Origin of the sequence: Nostoc sp. (assembly GCF_036917455.1) — a bacterium.
Classification (GTDB): Bacteria; Cyanobacteriota; Cyanobacteriia; order Cyanobacteriales; family Nostocaceae; genus Nostoc.
On sequence record NZ_JBALDK010000151.1, the window covers coordinates 1 to 18,384 of the forward strand.

Genomic DNA, 18,384 nt, shown 5'->3' on the forward strand with positions numbered 1-18,384 from the left:
TCTTGAGTTATTTTAGTATCAATAAATAATCATTCAACCTCAGATAAGCTAACTCATATTTTTCAGAAATACTTCATTCATTTTATTTATCATTTCCTGAACACTTACCAATTATCTATGTCATTTTGAAATCTCTCTCAGTTTTTATTAGGAAATAAGATGCGTTTCCCCTAGCAGCTTGGCATCTTGCTCAATAGCAGGAGTCAGAATCTCGACTGGATAATCTGCACCGCTCAACATTAGTTGAGTCACAACTGTATAAGCCTCGCTCCATGTCTGCTCAGTTGCAGGTGTCCACGCATTCTCTAAGTAGATCGACAATGCTTTTAATAATGTACCGCCGACCATTGGATATCGTGCGGTTGGCGCAATTTATACAGGCGGCTACGATCGCTGAAGGAACAGATGTAACGGAATATGGATTACAGTTGCGATCGCGTTTGCCCTACTACCTGATTGCTCGCAGCATCGGGATTACCTATGAAGAATGTGTCCGACTATTCAAGCAGATTCAAGTAAGTGTCACTTACCAGCGAGGCGGTAAAATTCTGGTGTTAGACCAAATGAAGTTAAATGCGATCGCCAATGGGCAAACGATGTGAATACGCAAGGTAAAAAGTTTTGTGAGTCGTATTTTGCTGAGCGATCTGCTATTTTGCTATTGCTTGAATTTGAGTGAATCTACAACTGATTCACAGGCTCTAAAATTAGCGCTGTTTTGACCGAGCAACATGCTGTCCATGAATGCTGACTGTGTAAGGAACAAGATAGGTTACAAGTCCAGCAAGCCAACGATTGCGGTTCATTTTTCCCTCTAGAACAGCTGCCCCATGATTCAGAATAAATAGGATTGTTCCAACGACTAAGGCAACACGAATTGCAGTTGGCTTCAATGAGGGGTCAGTCCAAGCTGCATAGAACTGATTGATCGTCTTCATCCTTGTATGTTCCTAATATTCATAAGGTAGAAGAGACGCTGATTCCAAAAGGTTAATGTGCTGCTCAATCACTGCGATCTTTGATTTTTCACCTAAATTTTTGGTGGCTGGCTCCAGACAGCCACCGCATCTTGAGGCGTGCGGTGTTAGCTTGTAATTGCCGCCGATACTCGCTGTGAAACGCGACCTTTCACTTTAATTAAATCGGCTGCTTTTTCGCCGATCATAATGGTGGGCGCGTTCGTATGCCCTGTAGTTAGCGTGGGCATAATGGATGCGTCAACGACACGCAACCCCTCAACCCCACGCACTCGTAATTCGGGGTCTACAACTGCCATTGAGTCAGTGCCCATTTTGCAGGTGCCAACTGGATGATACACCGTACCGCAGGTTTCCCGGATGTAGGCTTCGAGTGCTGCATCGCTAGTCACATCGGCACCCGGCGCGACTTCTTTGCCTCGAAACTCATCAAAGGTACTTGTATGAAACAATTTGCGGATTAATTTAACTCCCTCAATGAGCTTTTGGACATCAGATTGACTTTGCAGATAGTTCATCTGAATGATCGGTGTGTCTTTGGGGTCAAGCGATTGCAACTTGACACTGCCAATATTTTGGGGGTGAGTCAAAGTGACTAGACCTGTAAATCCCAAACTAGAGTGAGCATAGCCAGGAGGTGCGAACAGAATGGGGCCGAAGATCAGTTCTAAATCTGGTGCAATGTCTAGATTACCCTCGCTATGTAAAAACAATCCAGATTCAGCGATGCCATTACTAGTAATTGCAGTATGCAAATCCCCAGTTGCCTCGTATGACACAGGAACAACCTAGAGCGGTAAAACTTGCTAGAGTAGATTTTTAATGATTGAAATAGGCGTAAATAGGTAAACCAAAATTTTCAATAATAACGAATTTACTAGGTTTAAGTTTTTGCTCTAGCTAGTTTTGCCACGCTAGGGAACAACAACGTGGTCTTGGAGGTTTTGACCAACCCCTGGCAGATTAGCTACGAGTTCAATCCCCAAGGCTTGTAATTGTTCTGCATCCCCAATACCCGACAGCATTAGCAGTTTGGGCGAATCGAACGCGCCCGCACTTAAAATCACTTCGGAGTTGACCCTGGTTTGGTGCAGCGTTCTCTCGTGTAGATATTCCACCCCAACAGTGCGGGTGCCCTCAAACAATAATCGAGTTACCAACGCGCCTGTTATTGTTGTTAAATTGGGACGCTGGAAAATGGGTACTAGAAATGCCGCAGCAGCACTGTGTCTTTTCCCATCCTTGACTGTCAACTGAAAAAATCCCGCTCCTGACTGCTGCATTCCATTGAAATCAGGATTGTGGTCATATCCGAGTGCCACCGCAGCGTCTACAAATCGCTGGGAGATTGCAGTAGGGGAAATGAAATCGGTGACACTCAACTCGCCATCAACAGCGTGGTATTTAGAGGCACCGCGTTGCTGGTTTTCAGATTTCTTGAAATAGGGCAACACATCTTGGTAACTCCAACCGGGATTACCTAATTCCTGCCAGTGGTCATAATCGTGAGGATTACCTCGGATATACATTAAGAAATTAATCGAACTGCTACCCCCCAAGACTTTGCCACGGGGACAGAAGATTTTGCGGTTATTTAAGTATGGTTCTGGTTCCGAGAAATAGCCCCAGTCTACTTCAGTGCCTGGTAAATTTGTGCATTTTAACGGAATCTGAATCTCTGGTTTTGTATCTGGATTACCTGCTTCGAGTAATAACACAGTTGTATCAGGGTCTTCTGTCAAACGATTGGCAATTACACAGCCTGCCGAACCTGCACCAATCACAATGTAGTCATATTGAGTCATGAAATTCTCCTGTACTTTGCTGTTTTTCGGTAAATAAGATTGCTAGTACGACAAAAATTTTAAAAAACATTTTTCATGATTATTTTTGCCATCCCAAAATATTGATGAAAAATTTTCTAACTTTTAGAGCGTTAAAAGGTTGAGATAATGTTGTATAAACTTCTCCTGTATGCGTTTTCTCCACAAAATAGGTGACTCCCCGATAAATTAATTGATAAGCTACTCGTGGTGTAGAAACTTCCGCAGCCTCGATATTTGGGTCAACACGATAGGTTTGCCCACGATAAGTTAGGTTACAGAACCTTGATAATCAACAGGTGCAAATGGTCGTGTTCCTCTTTTAGCTGCTTCTCTTGAGTTATATTCGTAACTAAGACCGCGATAGGAAAGTTTCATTTTTTGCTCACAATTTATTTATTTTTACAGGTAATCACATACCTATTTGGTGTTTGCTTAATTGGTGCAGGTTTCATTCTGGGTTTAACTGTGGGATAGCAAGAGACATATACCGCAGAATTATCTGTCCAAGTGAGTAGATAAGATTTGTCGCTAAGTTTAGTTAATGCTGGTGGAATATTTGATGCAGTAGCCGCAGCTTTGAAGTTAACTTGAGAAAATGCAGCGATTCCTACAGCAGAAGCGCCGATAAGCAAACTAATACTTGTTATCCAGGTTGTTGATAGTTTCATCCAAATTTCTCCTTACAAGTTAAGCGTTTTGAGTTTCATTCAGTTTTCTATTCATTTGCTGGTGCTGTTGGTGAATTATTTCTTTACATTTGAGCAGACAAGGCTTTTCACCATAGTTGTTACCCAGCTAGATACGCATGTTCAAGCAAATCGAGGCGATTAAATATAGGACTCATATTTGATTTTTGAACAAAACTCAGTACACCTTTATTCCTTCTTCCCAGTCCCCAGTCCCCAGTCCCCAGTCCCCAATCCCCAGTCCCTTACCTCTACGAGTGATTCAGAAATCAAATCGGATTGCTATAGTCGGACAAAATTAAATTCAGTCATGAAGACGGGGAACAGAGATCAGTCTGGTTTATCTGTAATGGACGTTCGCGTAGCGTCTTGGAGAGAAGCTTCGCCGGCGATCGCTGCGATCGCTTCAAAAACTGTATGGGGACTTTTGAAAGTTTGTCGCGCTTCTGGTAGCTGAAGTGCTTCCATTGTTTTGACGTGTTCGCATTCATCATCCCGAATATTCACGAATACATCGTAGAGATTATCCACTTTCGGGCGGCGAAATTTATGATCTGATGTAAACTGGGTTTCTTCAAACATATAAAGATCGCCATCGCGGTAGTAGTTAATTGCGACTTTGGGCGCTCTTTGAGCTTTCAGTTCTGTTTCATGGGCTTTCAAGTAGTCGTCATAGGTATGGTAGGCATGATTTTCAATCAGTTCCATTAGGTAGTAGGCATACTTGGGAAACAGCATATAGATTAGGACAACCACCCAATAGTACGCCACTGCAATATGTTGAGCGATGAAGCGATCAATCCAGTAGCGATCGCCACCCATTGATTCCATAATTAACAGATGATGTAATTCGTTCCAGGTTTCGGCGAAATGAACTTTCAATAAGTCAGCTTTGCGCCAGTAACCCAGCGTCTCGTAAAGATGTAGTACCGAGAGATAAGAGAAATAAGGAACGCGAGCGATCGTTTCCAGGACATAAAACCGAGGGTAAGAACGATTTCCGTAGACGATATCTACAATGAATACGAAAAAACTGACGATCGCTTGAATCAAAACTTTCATGGTGAATTCCTCTAAAATCAGAACACTTTCCTGATTTGCCGATTCCGAGATCCGATAGACGTAGGTTTGGTTTAATGCGTCAACCCAACGCCCATAAAGGTTAGCGATCGCTTAACCATCGTATAAATAATTAAGGTTAATGAACTTTACTTGAGGCTTCTACCTTTGCTGCTTCAATAATCAGATTTGCTACTTCCGTAGAATGTGAAACCATTGAGGCATGGCTTGATGGTAATGAAATGACCGTTGCCCCGATACGCTTCGCCATAAAACGCTCTAGTTCTGGTGAAATCATGCGATCGTTATCAGATACTTGATACCACGATCGCTTGGACTTCCAAGCTGGTTTGGTCACTTTATCGTCAAAATTCTTGATTGCGATCGGCTTCTGTACAGCTGCCATCACACGTGCTTGAACAGCGTCAACATCCTGAGCAAATGCCTCTTGAAAAGTATCAGGATCAACTTGAAGGAACTGATTATTATAAACAGGACGGACATGAGAAGAACCAGATGGGGCGGGGAAACGCCCATTTAAGTCGCTGAGGCTTTCTCCAGTATCGGGTGCATAAGCTGCAATGTACACCAATCCAATAACATTTGGTGCATTGGTTCCAGCAACTGTAATGACTGCACCTCCATAGGAATGACCAACGAGAATTGTCGGAGCTGTCTGAGCTGCAAGAACCTGCTCTACTACAGCAACGTCGTTTGCAAGGGAGGTGAGCGGAATCTGCACTGCCGTAACGCGAAAGCCTTTGTCTTGCAGTAGTGGGATCACCTTGCTCCAACTTGAACCGTCAGCAAACGCTCCATGCACCAGTACGATATTATTAGCAGCCATTTTAGTCTCCTTCGTTTTATGTGAATACTTCTGAGGTTTTGCAAGTGCAATCAGTGGGGTAGTAATAAAACCTAAACCTATGAAAATTCCCACATTCAATAATCTTCGACGTGTAAATAAGTTATTCTTCATCAATCACTCCTCGCTTTGGTCTGCACGATCTTTGTTTTGAAATGAAGTTTGCAGATCCGCTTCTAGAAACCATAACCGCTTGTCTATCGCCCGTGAAATCTCAATCAAGAAAGCTTTCGAGATATTACTTTCGCCAGTAGTTATTAGCAGCTGCGATCGTAGCGAACTCTGTTGCAACCGTCTGTCCAACTGCAATCAGCATCATGGCATCATTGCCATAAACATCTCGCAGTTGATTGCGTTTTTCTTCATCCGGCTGAGTCAATTTAATAATTAACCGTGACATTTTGACTGCCAATTGTCGTCCTTCTTCTGGTGTCTCAGTTAATAGTGAGTTATTAGGAACCAATGTAACTTCGGGTGGTCTTACAACAGGTGAATTGGTCGGGGCTATTACATTATCCATGTCAAAATTTCCTAAATTAATGTTTACTTGAGAACAATTTTGATTCCACGGCAACAACTAAGGCAAAGCTTGAAGTTTATGAATCTAACTTTTGCATTACTAGCAACAAAGATATTCACAGTTCATTCTTAATGAACTACTTGAGCTTTATTGACTACGGGTACTTTAGATTTAAGAGGAACTGGAGCATAAACAACATGCACGGAACAAGGAGCATGGTGAAACACATAATTACTCACGCTGTCTAAAATCAACTCATTCAAACCAGAATGTCCTCGACGACCTATTACAATTAAATCAGCGCCCCAAGTTTGAGCAAGTTCACAGATATTCCGGCTGGGATTGCCAGAATTTTGGGTGAATTCAGTACTCACCCCTGCATTGGTTGCTGACTCTGTATACGATCGCAATAACTTGAAACCTTCTTCTTCGTAAGTTTGCCACTGCTTCCAATAATCCTCTAGAAGTTCTCCATTCAATGGGTGGTATTCAAGAGTAAGCAGTGTAGGTGTTTGAGGGCTATCTTTTTCTTCACTAGATAAGATATGCAACAGCATCAGGCTTCCTTTGATCGCCTTTGCTAGAGTAAGCGCTTCATCAAAAACAGCATTACCATTTGGGGAACGATCTATTGCAGCTAGAATCTTGCTAAACATAAAATCTCCTGAATCAAACAAATCAAAGAATTTTTAAACCATTAACGGCAGTCGGAACGCAGATACTCTTTTGGACTTGTGTTTAGCGTCTAGTAGAAAAAATCCAGCCTTTTGTCAATCGCCCTGAAACGAGACGTTTTTCTCAATGGACTCACGGCTTATATGCAGATGATTAGCAGGAAAATCAGGATCGGAATAGCCAACAGCTAAACCACAAATGATTAATAATTCCGGTGGAATGTTTAACTCGTGGCGGATGATTTCGGGATAATCCGCTAGCGAAACCTCTACGCAAGTGCCAATGCCACGAGCTGTTAAGCTTAACACCAGGGTTTGTAAATACATCCCCACACTTAAAGCATCGGCAACGCCCAAATCTTGGTGCATACAGACAATAGCAACCATTGGTGCGCCAAAAAATTCGTAATTACGCAGAACGGCCAACTGTCTGTTCGCTTTATCGTCACGAGTAATCCCCATCGCCCCGTAGACTTGCGCTCCCAGTTCCTGGCGGTAATGCTGGAAGGCGGAAGGCAGTGGAGAGACGTTAGGCTGCTGCTTGGCTTGGTTTAGCAAAGCTTCTTGCAAGCGATCGCGGCGATCGCCTTGGGCAAACACCAATTGCCACGGCTGGATGTTTGAATTCGACGGCGCGAGCTGCGCTAGAGTGAGGGCTTCATCGAGCAAAGCCCGTGGCACTGGTTGAGATAAGAATTTGCGTGTTGAGTGTCGGTCTTTAATAGTTTGGTCAAGATCAAACATATTTTATCAACCTCTATGAGAAATAAATGTCAATGCTCAATTGGGGTTAAAACGATCGAAACAATTTATATAACTTTTTCTGGTTCCTGAATCGTTTTCAATGCCCAGATGCCAATCCAAGAGCCAAATGCATCCACAATTAATGTCAGAATGGCTGTGATTTGGAATAGCAATCCCCAACCTGCAAAGGAAACTTGAGACACATGATCCGAACTAATCACGATCAAATGATTGTAGATTCCAAAAAGGATTGATGCTGCCATTGAAAAGAGCAAGAGCCAGCTACCAATGCGGTAAAACTGTGTCCAAAGTAAAACGACTGCAATGATGGGAATCGCATAAATCACAATACCCACAAATAAACTCTGAAGTATTGAGAGGGGAACTGGAATTTCCACATGTGCTAAACCATGCAGTCCATGTGCGATCGCATGGATGACCACGATCGCTGTTCCATATTGAGCAATTTTCATCTCTCTTCTCCTCTAAATTTTTAACTGGCATGAGCCACGGTGCTGTTAACCATCCATTCCAAGGGTCGAGGCTGAAAATTTAATTCGCGTTTTGCCTTAGCATTCGATGCGCCTCGCATCTGAGTACCATAATAAACAGCATCCGCACCACTAAGAAGCAGAGCATCCTCAACCGATACTTGCATTGGTGGTGGAGCATTGAGCCATTGGGCATAAGCAGAAAGCCACTGGCGCACCGCTAAGGGTTGATCGTCTGTAATCAGGTAAATGCCAGGATTGCCTCGCTCTGCTGCTGCAACTGTAGCGATCGCTGTATCTTCAATATGAACCCACGACCATACGCCTTCCCCATTCCCAACGATTGGGAACTGTTGCTGTCGCACCTGTTGGGCAACATCGCCATCAGGGGCAAACCAGGTACCGGGCCCGTAAAGGAAGCCATAACGCAGAGCAATTCCTTCTAGGTTGGGCGTTTCAAGTAAGCGACGCTCGATCTCAGTGACTATGTGAGCATCTGCTGCAACCGCAGGCGAGGCATCAAAAGCTAGTGGCGTTTCTTCGTCTGCCAAGCCTGCGCCGGGAATCGCCCAAAATGCGATTGACTGCCTCAGATAACGGCGCACGCCAGCCGCTTCTGCTGCCGCCAGCACATTGGCACCCCCTTCTCGACGGATGCGAGTGTTCAGGGCTGATGCTGCACTCATTGACTCGTTAGTATAGGTTTTGGGCAGGGAAGTGAGTTGTTCAATCACCACTTCCGGCTGAGTGCGGGTGATGGCAGCTTTAACAGCATCTGCATCGAACACATCTGCGAGCGCTAATTCTACGCCTTGTTCAGCTAAAGTTTGTGCCTTTTCTGAAGAACGTGTTAACGCAACTACTTCATGTCCTTGCGCTAGCAGTTGCGCGATTAAGGGACGACCGATTGCTCCCGTTGCGCCTGCAACAAAAATCTTCATTTGTGAACCTCCTGTTGAAACCTGTGAAGTATTTGAGAATCGCTAGTTGTGAGAATATGAGTTTCTCTCCTTGAAATAGCGATCGGCATTTCACCAATAAACCCGCGCAGTAGCACGTTTAAGTTCAGCCGTGTTAAAGGATACAGAATTGGTATAAGCTACGTGTTGGCGTAGCCTCTAGTGGGAGCAACGCGAAAAAGTGAGATCCTCGTGAAATAGGCTCTTGAGGCAGGGGGAGCAGGGGGAGTAAAGAGGCATTTTTAGTATTTTTTACTACCGAAACAGACTGCTTCTACACTTATTTCTTTCTCTTCCCCTGCCTCCCCTGCCTCCCCTGCTTACCCATCTCACTGTTAGAGCATTGCTCCCGCCTCTAGTCGAGAATCGCTGCGAGTAATCTCTCTGTATCCCAAGCGTCCCTATAGCGAACTCCGTTAATAAATAAAGCTGGCGTATTACTGACACCGCTTTGTATACCGCCTTGAATGTTCTGAGAAACCCGCTCGGCATGAACATGACCTGTCATGTCCTGAAGGAATCGATTGATATCAAGCTGTATCTCATTGGCATACTCTAGAAGATGTCCATTGTTAAGAGCATATTGATTCTCAAATAAGAGATTGTGCATTTGCCAAAACTTATTTTGCACGGCGGCGGCTTCTGCCGCTTCTGCTGCCTTTTGTGCTTGAAAATGAATGTGTATGCGCGGGAAATGACGGAATACAAAGCATAATTTGATCTGTTGCTGAATCTCTTTAATCATTTTATGAACCTCACCACAGGAAAGACATTGATAGTCACCGTATTCAATTAAAACGATTTGTGCATCTATTGTTCCTTGAATGTTATCGTGTTCTGAAATTGGTATGAGCAGCCCGTCACCATCGCTTGTCTGGCTCATCGTTTTTTCATGCGGTCTATAGATAGTATCGTTGCGATGAAAACGCTTAAAATAAGAGTAATAAATTGAATGTTGTTTCTTTATTCTCAAAATAGGTGAATTTATCCCCATTTGTCGCATCCTCTGCGAGGAGTCTTTGCACTACCCCTAACAATGGCGATCGCCTAACTCTTAGGACTAGAAACAACCTATCCTCAAGAGCAGGTGATAACTTTAGGGCTAAATATTTTAAAGTGTAATAATGCCACGCTTGAGAGCAACAATCATTGCTTGAGTACGATCGCCCACTCCCAACTTACTCAGAATATTTTTGACATGGAATTTGACTGTTCCCTCAGCAATTGACAAAGCAGTGCTTATCTCTAAGTTACTCTTGCCCCTTGCCATAAAACGTAGCACCTCCAATTCCCGCTCGCTCAGTTCTGGGCTACCTATCCGCTCTGCCAATTTTGCACCCACAGCAGGGGGAATGTACTTTTGACCGTTGTGAACTACCCGAATTGCTGTCAGTAGTTCATCCGGTTCTGCATCCTTTAAGACATAGCCCTTTGCACCCGATCGCAGTCCCCGATAGATGTCTTCATCCCCGTCGTAGGTTGTCAGGACAACGATCCGAGCGTCGGCAAACTCAGCGCAAATGGTAGCGATCGCTTCAACCCCACTTAGCTCAGGCATCCGCAAATCCATCAGCGTTACATCAGGTTGATGTTGGCGGAACAATTCTACTGCTTCGCGCCCGTTGCAGGCAAGCCCAACAACGGTCATATCAGGTTTATAGTCAATTACGGCTGCTAGACCTTCTCGCATAAACGGATGATCGTCGCTAATCAAGACGCGGATAATATAGGAGCCTGGTGTAGAGAATGAGACGTGCGGGTGCGTCATAGCATTTGTAACCTCACTACGATTTCTGTCCCTTGTCCAAGCTGGCTGTAAATCGTCAATCCTGCCCTAATCCGTTCAGCGCGTTCGGTGATTCCCAGTAACCCAAAGCCCCGACCGACCCACAAACTACTGCTTTCAAAACCTTGCCCATTGTCTTTTATTTGTAAGATGAACTGCGATGGCTCATAGCGCAACTCAAGGCGGATTTCGCTGGCATTTGCATACTTAAAAGCATTGGTTAATGCTTCTTGTCCGATGCGAAGCAGATTCATTTCCACCTCTTTCGGCAAAGTATATAGTTCACCAATCACTTCGCAGCCAACCTGCACTGAGGTATGAGAAAACATCTGAGTCGCGAGGCGATTGAGTGCGCTATGCAAATCACCTTCTTCTAATATTTGCGGGCGGAGTGCTTCTACTGAGCGACGGGCATCTGCAAGCCCGGAACGTGCCAAGATACGCCCCGTTTTTAGGTGTGACTGGGCAGCATCTGGATCGAGCGTGATTCTCTGTGAGGCGGCATCTAAGTGAACTATGATACTAGTAAAAGCTTGCGCTAATGTATCATGTATCTCTCGCGCCATACGGTTGCGTTCTTCTAAAATTGATGCTTCTTCGGCGCGTTTGCGTTCAAGCAGTGCAGCGTTTCGCTGTTCGCTAATATCTGTAATCAGACCATAATATCCTCTCACTTGAGCATTAAGATCGAAATCGGGGATGGAGGTGACAGCAATATACTTTTTGCCCAACGGAAAAGAGACTTCTGCCTCATAGGTTATAATCTCCCCTGCTAGCGCTCGATTCATGTACGGTTCAATAATTTGATAACTTGCCTCGCTCATGACTTCACGAACCTGCTTACCCACAATTTCATCTCGACTACGCCTAAACCATTCCTCATAAGTTTGGTTGGCAAATCGATAGCGCCGATCTCTATCTATATAACAAATACAAGCGGGGAGAGCGTCGGTAATCAATCTTAATTCCTGTTCTCGCTCGCGCAGTTCTGCTTCGCTTTTCTGTAAAGCTGCTGTTCGTTCTGCTACCTGTTGTTCTAAGGTACGATTATAATTTGCTAGCAATTGCTCTGCTTGTTTGCGTTCGGTGATGTCTTGAAAAGCTGAGATTGCATAAATCACATTGCCCTGTTCATCAAATATTGGAGTTCCCCACCCTTCTACGGGAATGGTTGCATTGTTTTGGCGAATTTCTAAATCGTCAATTCTGGTGCGATCGCCTTTCAACGCCCGCATCACTGGCAAGTTCTCAATGGGATATGGTTGCTCTGTTCTCGCTAGATAAAGTTGATAAATTTCTGCAAGTTGCTCTGGTGTCGCACCAGGAATAATCCCTTTGCCTAATAGTTGAATTGCCTGTTGATTAGCGTAGCAAGGGCGACCGAGTGTATCTACAACTCCAATTGCTACCGGCACTGCTTCCAGGAATTGAGCCATCTGACTTTCGCTCTTCCGTAGTTTAGAGTAGAGTTTGGCATTTTCAATTGCAGTGGCTGCTTGGGTTGATAACAGATGCAAAACTTGCATTCGCTCCGGTGTAAATACCCCAGATGCTAATTGATTTTCCAAATACAACACTCCGACGAGTTTACTTTGATTCAGCAGTGGTAAACACAGAAGTGATTGAGTTTGGTTGTGTTTAAAATATGGATCATTAATAAAATTACCCTCACGAGTTGTATCATTTAATATCACAGGTTCATGAGTCCGAATTACATAATTAGTAATTGATTCAGGCAGGTAATTTATCGTTGAAATAGATTGCAGTACTTGTGTATAATAAATATTTTTGCCAGCCACATCATTTAGTTGACTAGAAGCTTCAATTACCCATTCTCCTGAGTTTTCCAAAAGTAAAAATCCGGTTTGTGCGCCAGCATTCTCGATTAATATCTTCATCAAGGAACGAAGCAACTGCTCCAGTTCAATTTCACTAGAAATAGCAAGGGAAGCTTTCATCACTGCCGCTAAATCGAAAGCGATATCTGAGCTATTGGAGGTGCTGACAGAAGTTTTTGGTATTGGCGTATGAGCCATGTTCGATGATGGAGGAAATAGCTGCGGATACCGAGTTTCTAAATCCTTGACCTTCGCCGTTGCTCCCCAACGTTCATAGCAGTAGTGAGCTTCTTTCATATAGGTTCGGGCAATCTTTTCCCTCCCACGGGATAGGTAGAATTTTGCTGCTAATTCATAGGCTAATGCTTCTTCTTGTACATATTCATTTTCTTTAGATCCTTCAATAGCTTGCTCGTAGAACTCTTCTGCTTCAAGCAACTGACCCAAAACTCGTGCTTTCTCTGCCTCGACTAGGCGGTATTTATGCAAATGATTCATGGGTGCATAATGTGCCCATAACTGCATTGTCTCCTGGTTAACTGCAACTTCTTTAAGAATTTCTGACTGCCCTTGAGTGTCGCTTTCAAGATAGGTTGCGAGTTTTGCTAGAGAGCTATAGAAATAGTACAGAGGAACAGGAGGTGACGATGCTACGTAGCTCACATACCCTGCCGCTATGATTGAGTTTTTGACTGCCTGGAAATGCTCATAAAATAAATAGCATAGGAAAAGTTGGTAGAAATGTACGAAAAAGATTGAGGTGCCATTATTTTCTTTTTCATTTTGTCGCAGTCTATTCTCCTCATCGTAGGCTTCGCCAACTAGACAGATAGGATTGACCGAGCGTTCCATCAAATTTAAGACAACCTGATGATGCATCTGAGTCCAAGTCAGTGCTGCTTGCTGTTTAAGTTGACGGATTACTTGGCTGTACATTCTTATCTCGCGTTCAAGCTCCACGAGTTCCTTACCTACAAAGACACATTGCAAGCAGTAAACTTCAGCACAGTAGGCAGCAAACTCTGAGTCTCCTGTTTCCAATCCACTTTGATAGCCTTCTAGTAATGGTTGCAATGTTTCTCTAAAATGCTTTTTCCAGTGAATTATGAAAATATTCACGCTCAACAATGTTTTGGCTTTGAGTGCTTGGGTATCAGGTCGTGACAATTGCTTTAAGGCTAACTGCCCAAACTCATAGCCAGACTCTATGTCTCCCACCGTCCTACAAAGAATGAATCCATACAAGGCATACGTAAAGGGAGACACCAACGCATTGCTATATTGGATTGACAAACTGACCTGTTTTGATGCAAACAATGGCAGCATATCCGGGGCAGCAAGATGGGCAGCAATCATGATACTTGATAAGATTCGCATCGCCGCCAACTTGCCCGGTTCAGCTATTTTCGGCGAATGAACCAAATCCTCGTTCCGCTTTTCCTTAAGAAGTGATGTGATTGTGTCTAGTTCAAGCTGAATATCGGACTGGCTGTGCGTTTTGGGAAAACTGATCCCCAGTTGCAGTAAAACTTGCAATCCAGTGTTGATCGCTTCCAATAGCTGCTCTTGCGCGATATATGTCTGAATTTTGACTTCGTAAACTTTTACGCTGTCGAGAACCGTTTTAGCTGATTGTAAAACGATCGCCATCCAGGATTCTACATCTGCAAAATCGCCACATAGGAATGAAACTTCTGTAGTTTCCGAGTGTATTTCTAAAGTAAAATCATAGTTTGTTTGCCAGCTTGAAACTGCTAGCCATGCTCGTCCTGTCGCTAAATATTTTTTTGCTACACTATAAGCGATCGCCGCTTTTGCTTTCTGACCTGCGATTAAATTTAATCGAGCAATTTCATTTCTTTCTGGTTGCTCTGTAACAAGCTCAATTCCATGATTCAAATGATCGACAATTTCAAACAGTCGATCTGATAGCCGTTCTAGCAAAGTTCGTTCTAGTAAATTGCGACCGATTTGTAGATGAACAACTTGTTTTTGTGACTCATCGATTAGCGCATAAGCTGCTTGCTGCACGCGATCATGCAAAAACTTATATTCTTGAACTAAAAAGTCCTGATCTAATTCAGAGAGAGGTTGAATTAATCCATCTTGTATAGCTGCCACTAATTCCAAGAAAACCCCTTTCGCAGTTTTCTCACAAACAATCGATAAAGTATCTAAATTAAATTCAGCCCCAATACAAGCGGCTAAACGGAGAATTTGCTGTGTGACTTCGGGTAGTTTCTTTAACTTGTGAAGCATCAACTCCACAACATTATCGGTGATATCTTGGGCTTGAATCTGAGCAATATTCCACTGCCACCCCTCTTGACTTCGAGGGTCAAAAGTCAATAAATTTTCGCTATACAGCATTCTCAAAAATTCGTTGACAAAAAAGGGATTACCCTCAGTTTTATGCAACACTAACTCAGCCAGGGGATGAACAATATCTGCATTTCGATGTATTGTCTCGACAATCAACTGACTCAACGGTTCAAGCGTTAATGGTGTCAGTATCATCTCCTGAAGCACTGCCCCTTTTTTTCGTAGTCTCTCTAGCATCAATGCTAATGGATGCGTTGGATTTACTTCATTATCTCGATAGGCTCCAATAAAAAATAGTGATTGGGTTTGCTCATCGAGGAGCATCAACTCAATTAACTTCAGCGTTGCTGAGTCTATCCACTGCAAATCATCTAAGAAGATCACCAGGGGATGTGACTCTGAACAAAACACCCGCACAAACTGCCCAAAAATTCGATGAAAGCGATTTTGAGCTTCAGTTGCTCCCACTTCTGGTACAGGCGACTGCTTACCAATAATTAATTCAACTTCTGGGATGATATCAATGATGATTTGTGCATTGTTTCCCAAAGCTGTTAACAGTTGCGATCGCCACTGTTGCACTTTGTCATTTGGTTCACTGAGCAATTGCTGCACCAATTTTTGTAGGGCATAGGCGATCGCGCTGTAGGGAATATTGCGCCCAAATTGATCAAACTTACCCGAAACAAAATAGCCGCGTTTTGCAGTGATGGGCTTGTAGAGTTCCTGCACTAATGCTGATTTGCCGACCCCAGCGTAGCCCGATACCAACATCATCTCGACTTTAAATTGAGAATTTTCTTGATTCTTCACTCTTAATTGTTCATTCCCCGTTTCTGCTACTCTGTCAAACGCTGCTAATAATGCTTCAATCTCGGCTTCGCGTCCATACAATTTTTGGGGAATTTGAAACTGATCGCAAACGTCTTGAAGACCCAGTTGAATGCCGTCAATTTGACCTGTTTCTGCGAACTGGCATAAACCTGTTTCTAAATCTGCTTTGATACCCCAAGCACTCTGATAACGATCCTCTGCGTTTTTCGCCATCAATTTCAAAACGATATCTGAAACTGCTCTGGGAATCGCTGCATTTAGTTCGTGAGGACTAACAGGCTGTTTAGCAATATGACAATGGACTAGCTCAAGGATGTCCGTTGTTTCAAACGGCAGATGTCCGGTTAGCAGTTCGTAGAACGTCACACCAAGGGAGTAAAAATCCGTGCGGTAATCGAGCAAACGATTCATGCGTCCTGTTTGCTCTGGAGATAGGTAGGCAAGGGTTCCTTCTAACACATGAAGACTTTTAAAAGTCGGATTCGTGCGGTTAAATTGGGTGGCAATCCCAAAGTCAATAATTTTGACAACGCCAGTATCCAGATTGAGGACTATGTTTCCAGGGTTGATATCTTTATGAATGATATTAGCTGCATGGATTTTGCCTAGAATATCGCTCAGGGCGATCGCAAGACCTAGAAAAGTGGATAAAGGCATGGGGCAGAATATATCTGGGCGCTTGTGCATCCATTGCTCTAGGGACTCTCCCCCAAAATCTTCTAAGATAATCACCAGAGTCCGTTGATAGTCCTGCTGGCTGTATGCCTTCACCACTCCCTCCAAGTTGAGGGAACGGGTAATTTTATATTCCTGTCTGTAGCGGGTTAGTTCTTGGGGAGAGGGATAATCAAGCTTTAGCATTTTTACAATTATCCCTACTCCATCGTCTCTGATGCCCCGATAAACTAGAGAATTAGAACTTTCGTATATCTTGTCTTGGATGGCGATACCAAGTAGAGCAATCATAGAGCAACTCTTGAGAGTATGATCTGGCATAACTCAAACTATACAGTAATTCTCCTTGTTAGAACGATTACTTACCCCTTCCTCCTATCTATAAAGAGTTTGATGAAATAATAATTTGGTAGCTAAAGTCTACTTTCAATCTCCAAAACATTCAACAATTTATCTTCCACACCAGTAAGATAAGGTCGATTCAGCTTCCCCAACGAATGCAACAGATTTTTGACTGTCTCCTCCAGTGAATCGGAATACACTCGTGTAATGCGATCGCTGATTAACTCTAATAGTACCTTGGAGGAAGTTCTGGTAGTATTAAAACGCCAGAAGCCTACACTAACCTGTATTCAGGCGGTGTAGGTAGTTCACATAATTGACTCGGCGATGGGTGTATCCAAATCTATCACGACAATACTCCTCAAATGTGCGATGAGTGGATCTGTATAACCTGCGATCGCGCAACTGGGCCAATGCCTTTCCCGCCTCAAAAAATGCCCTCTCTACTTTTCTCTCTAGGTGCAAGCGGTAAGCGTAGCCATGCCGTCAGGCTTATCGCTCTGTTCCTCCTCTGTTAATTCAGGAACTTCAACAGCACTAACTGTAATTGTTGCGAAGGCTGGGTCTTCTTGATTAAAAATATTTTCAGTAGAGCTAGCTGGTGTTTCTGAGTCAATGGATACAGCAGAGGTGGCTTTTTTGCCTCTAGAAGGTGGTTTAGCCATAATTCCACCTCTTTTTTTGGTTCAATTGTATTTGCTTAGATGACCCATCCAACCTACACACAGCAAGCCCTCTCTCGCTACACCCTCCCCTGCCTCAAAAGAATCGCGGCTTCACTCGGCATTACACCCACTGGGGACAAGAGAGCCTCTGAAACTTGGGTAAACGCAATCATCAACCATCAGTCCGCCCAAACTTACAAAATCGCTGAGAACAAACCATAGCTCAAGCAGGACTCGACGGGTTCATCGCCACCCAAGCTCAGGCGATCGCTCCCGAACCACTGACAACGGTCGAAATCAACTCCAACCACTACGAAACTGCTACGGCGGGGTCAATTATCGGCTATTCCGTGCCTCCCAGTTTTGCAACTCAATTATTCATATAGTAATCCTATTTGATTTTTGAAAAAGATTACGAGATAATACGGATGAGTTGACAAGTGTAAGAGCAGACAATGATAAACCAGCATCTACAATCGGCAATACTACCTGGAGGAGTGGCAACTGCGATGCCTTCGGCGAGCTTCGCTAACGCTGAGTTACAAGATTTCATAGCAGCTTGTCGTGATGCCCGTGAAGCAAGAAAAGCTTTGGCAGTTAAATTGATTTACCAAGATTACTTGTACGAAGAAATCCAAGCTATTCTAGATGTGTCTTTAGGCTCGATAACAGGCTGGAAACAAGCCTATGATCAGGATGGAATTAATGGACTGTGCTTGAACTACAAAGGCAGAAAAAGCTACCTGAGTGCTGAACAGCGAAAAGAAGTGTTGAGTTGGCTGCAAACCAAGAACTGCTGGGAACTGGGTGAACTGGAGTACAAATTAGCTTTTGAGTCCGACGTAGTTTATGATTCAAAACAAAGTTACTACAACTTATTTGATGCCGCTGACATCAGTTGGAAGAAAACCACAAAGCTGAATCCCAAAGCCGACCTTGATGCTGTTGCAGCAAAAAAAAAGAGATTGAGACATTGCTGGCAGATCACCGAGAGGAAATCGAAACAGGAAAGTTGAGAGTACTGCTAATTAGACATCTCCGAAAACGTTCAAAGCCTTTATGGGGCTAGACTATAGCCCCTAAACGCAATCATTCTAAATTAGCTAGTCTGTACGAAAAAA

The 18,384-nt window shown here is 43.6% G+C and carries 17 protein-coding genes and 2 pseudogenes; 3 read left to right on the forward strand and 16 right to left on the reverse strand.

The window, feature by feature from the left end; genetic code table 11:
• Nucleotides 1–147: 147 nt before the first annotated feature.
• Nucleotides 148–321, reverse strand: a complete 174-nt coding sequence (locus V7K42_RS16490; protein ID WP_334917875.1) for a hypothetical protein — start codon at nucleotides 319–321, stop codon at nucleotides 148–150.
• On the opposite strand from V7K42_RS16490, the gene V7K42_RS16495 reads away from it, so the two are divergent.
• Nucleotides 321–602: a hypothetical protein gene (locus V7K42_RS16495; protein ID WP_334917877.1), complete on the forward strand. Its 282-nt coding sequence runs from the start codon at nucleotides 321–323 to the stop codon at nucleotides 600–602. The two genes, V7K42_RS16490 and V7K42_RS16495, sit on opposite strands and share 1 nt — an antisense overlap.
• A gap of 105 nt (nucleotides 603–707) precedes the next feature.
• Here V7K42_RS16495 and nrtS read toward each other — a convergent pair whose 3' ends face one another.
• From nrtS to V7K42_RS16560, 14 genes and pseudogenes are all read right to left on the reverse strand, one after another.
• Complete coding sequence (gene nrtS / locus V7K42_RS16500; RefSeq protein WP_334917878.1) at nucleotides 708–938, reverse strand: nitrate/nitrite transporter NrtS; 231 nt, start codon at nucleotides 936–938, stop codon at nucleotides 708–710.
• A gap of 146 nt (nucleotides 939–1,084) precedes the next feature.
• Nucleotides 1,085–2,776 (reverse strand): annotated as a pseudogene (locus V7K42_RS16505) (GMC family oxidoreductase); the annotation flags it as partial.
• 85 nt (nucleotides 2,777–2,861) lie between these two features.
• Nucleotides 2,862–3,035, reverse strand: a complete 174-nt coding sequence (locus V7K42_RS28965) for a hypothetical protein (RefSeq protein WP_442938581.1) — start codon at nucleotides 3,033–3,035, stop codon at nucleotides 2,862–2,864.
• A 157-nt stretch (nucleotides 3,036–3,192) separates the two neighbouring features.
• A complete protein-coding gene (locus V7K42_RS16510) occupies nucleotides 3,193–3,471 on the reverse strand; it encodes a hypothetical protein (RefSeq protein WP_334917880.1) in 279 nt (92 codons plus the stop codon).
• Nucleotides 3,472–3,819: 348 nt separating this feature from the next.
• Nucleotides 3,820–4,551 carry an alternative oxidase gene (locus V7K42_RS16515; protein WP_334917882.1) on the reverse strand — a complete coding sequence of 244 codons (732 nt, stop codon included), beginning with the start codon at nucleotides 4,549–4,551 and terminating at the stop codon, nucleotides 3,820–3,822.
• Nucleotides 4,552–4,687: 136 nt separating this feature from the next.
• A complete protein-coding gene (locus V7K42_RS16520; RefSeq protein ID WP_334917884.1) occupies nucleotides 4,688–5,395 on the reverse strand; it encodes an alpha/beta fold hydrolase in 708 nt (235 codons plus the stop codon).
• A gap of 256 nt (nucleotides 5,396–5,651) precedes the next feature.
• Complete coding sequence (locus tag V7K42_RS16525) at nucleotides 5,652–5,933, reverse strand: hexameric tyrosine-coordinated heme protein (RefSeq protein WP_190935788.1); 282 nt, start codon at nucleotides 5,931–5,933, stop codon at nucleotides 5,652–5,654.
• 128 nt (nucleotides 5,934–6,061) lie between these two features.
• Nucleotides 6,062–6,589, reverse strand: a complete 528-nt coding sequence (locus V7K42_RS16530) for a universal stress protein (RefSeq protein ID WP_334917886.1) — start codon at nucleotides 6,587–6,589, stop codon at nucleotides 6,062–6,064.
• Nucleotides 6,590–6,703: 114 nt separating this feature from the next.
• Nucleotides 6,704–7,351, reverse strand: coding sequence for a nitroreductase (locus V7K42_RS16535; protein WP_334917888.1), 648 nt, complete (start codon nucleotides 7,349–7,351; stop codon nucleotides 6,704–6,706).
• 65 nt (nucleotides 7,352–7,416) lie between these two features.
• On the reverse strand, nucleotides 7,417–7,824 hold the full coding sequence (locus V7K42_RS16540) for a hypothetical protein (protein WP_334917890.1): 408 nt from the start codon (nucleotides 7,822–7,824) through the stop codon (nucleotides 7,417–7,419).
• Nucleotides 7,825–7,844: 20 nt separating this feature from the next.
• Nucleotides 7,845–8,783: an NAD-dependent epimerase/dehydratase family protein gene (locus tag V7K42_RS16545; RefSeq protein ID WP_334917892.1), complete on the reverse strand. Its 939-nt coding sequence runs from the start codon at nucleotides 8,781–8,783 to the stop codon at nucleotides 7,845–7,847.
• 373 nt (nucleotides 8,784–9,156) lie between these two features.
• Nucleotides 9,157–9,795, reverse strand: a complete 639-nt coding sequence (locus tag V7K42_RS16550; protein ID WP_334917894.1) for a DsbA family protein — start codon at nucleotides 9,793–9,795, stop codon at nucleotides 9,157–9,159.
• A gap of 117 nt (nucleotides 9,796–9,912) precedes the next feature.
• Nucleotides 9,913–10,569: a response regulator transcription factor gene (locus tag V7K42_RS16555; RefSeq protein WP_334917895.1), complete on the reverse strand. Its 657-nt coding sequence runs from the start codon at nucleotides 10,567–10,569 to the stop codon at nucleotides 9,913–9,915.
• The gene (locus tag V7K42_RS16560) at nucleotides 10,566–16,547 is read right to left on the reverse strand and encodes an AAA family ATPase (RefSeq protein WP_334917897.1); all 5,982 of its coding nucleotides are present in this window, start codon (nucleotides 16,545–16,547) and stop codon (nucleotides 10,566–10,568) included. Before V7K42_RS16560 ends, V7K42_RS16555 begins: the two co-directional genes overlap by 4 nt.
• Nucleotides 16,548–16,766: 219 nt before the next feature.
• Here V7K42_RS16560 and V7K42_RS16565 point away from each other — a divergent pair, with 219 nt between their 5' ends.
• The gene (locus tag V7K42_RS16565) at nucleotides 16,767–16,901 is read left to right on the forward strand and encodes a hypothetical protein (RefSeq protein WP_334917899.1); all 135 of its coding nucleotides are present in this window, start codon (nucleotides 16,767–16,769) and stop codon (nucleotides 16,899–16,901) included.
• A gap of 152 nt (nucleotides 16,902–17,053) precedes the next feature.
• Here V7K42_RS16565 and V7K42_RS16570 read toward each other — a convergent pair whose 3' ends face one another.
• Complete coding sequence (locus V7K42_RS16570) at nucleotides 17,054–17,263, reverse strand: hypothetical protein (protein WP_334917901.1); 210 nt, start codon at nucleotides 17,261–17,263, stop codon at nucleotides 17,054–17,056.
• Between the two features lie 455 nt (nucleotides 17,264–17,718).
• Between V7K42_RS16570 and V7K42_RS16575 the strand changes: the two are divergent.
• Nucleotides 17,719–18,293 (forward strand): annotated as a pseudogene (locus tag V7K42_RS16575) (helix-turn-helix domain-containing protein); the annotation flags it as partial.
• Between the last annotated feature and the right edge of the window lie 91 nt (nucleotides 18,294–18,384).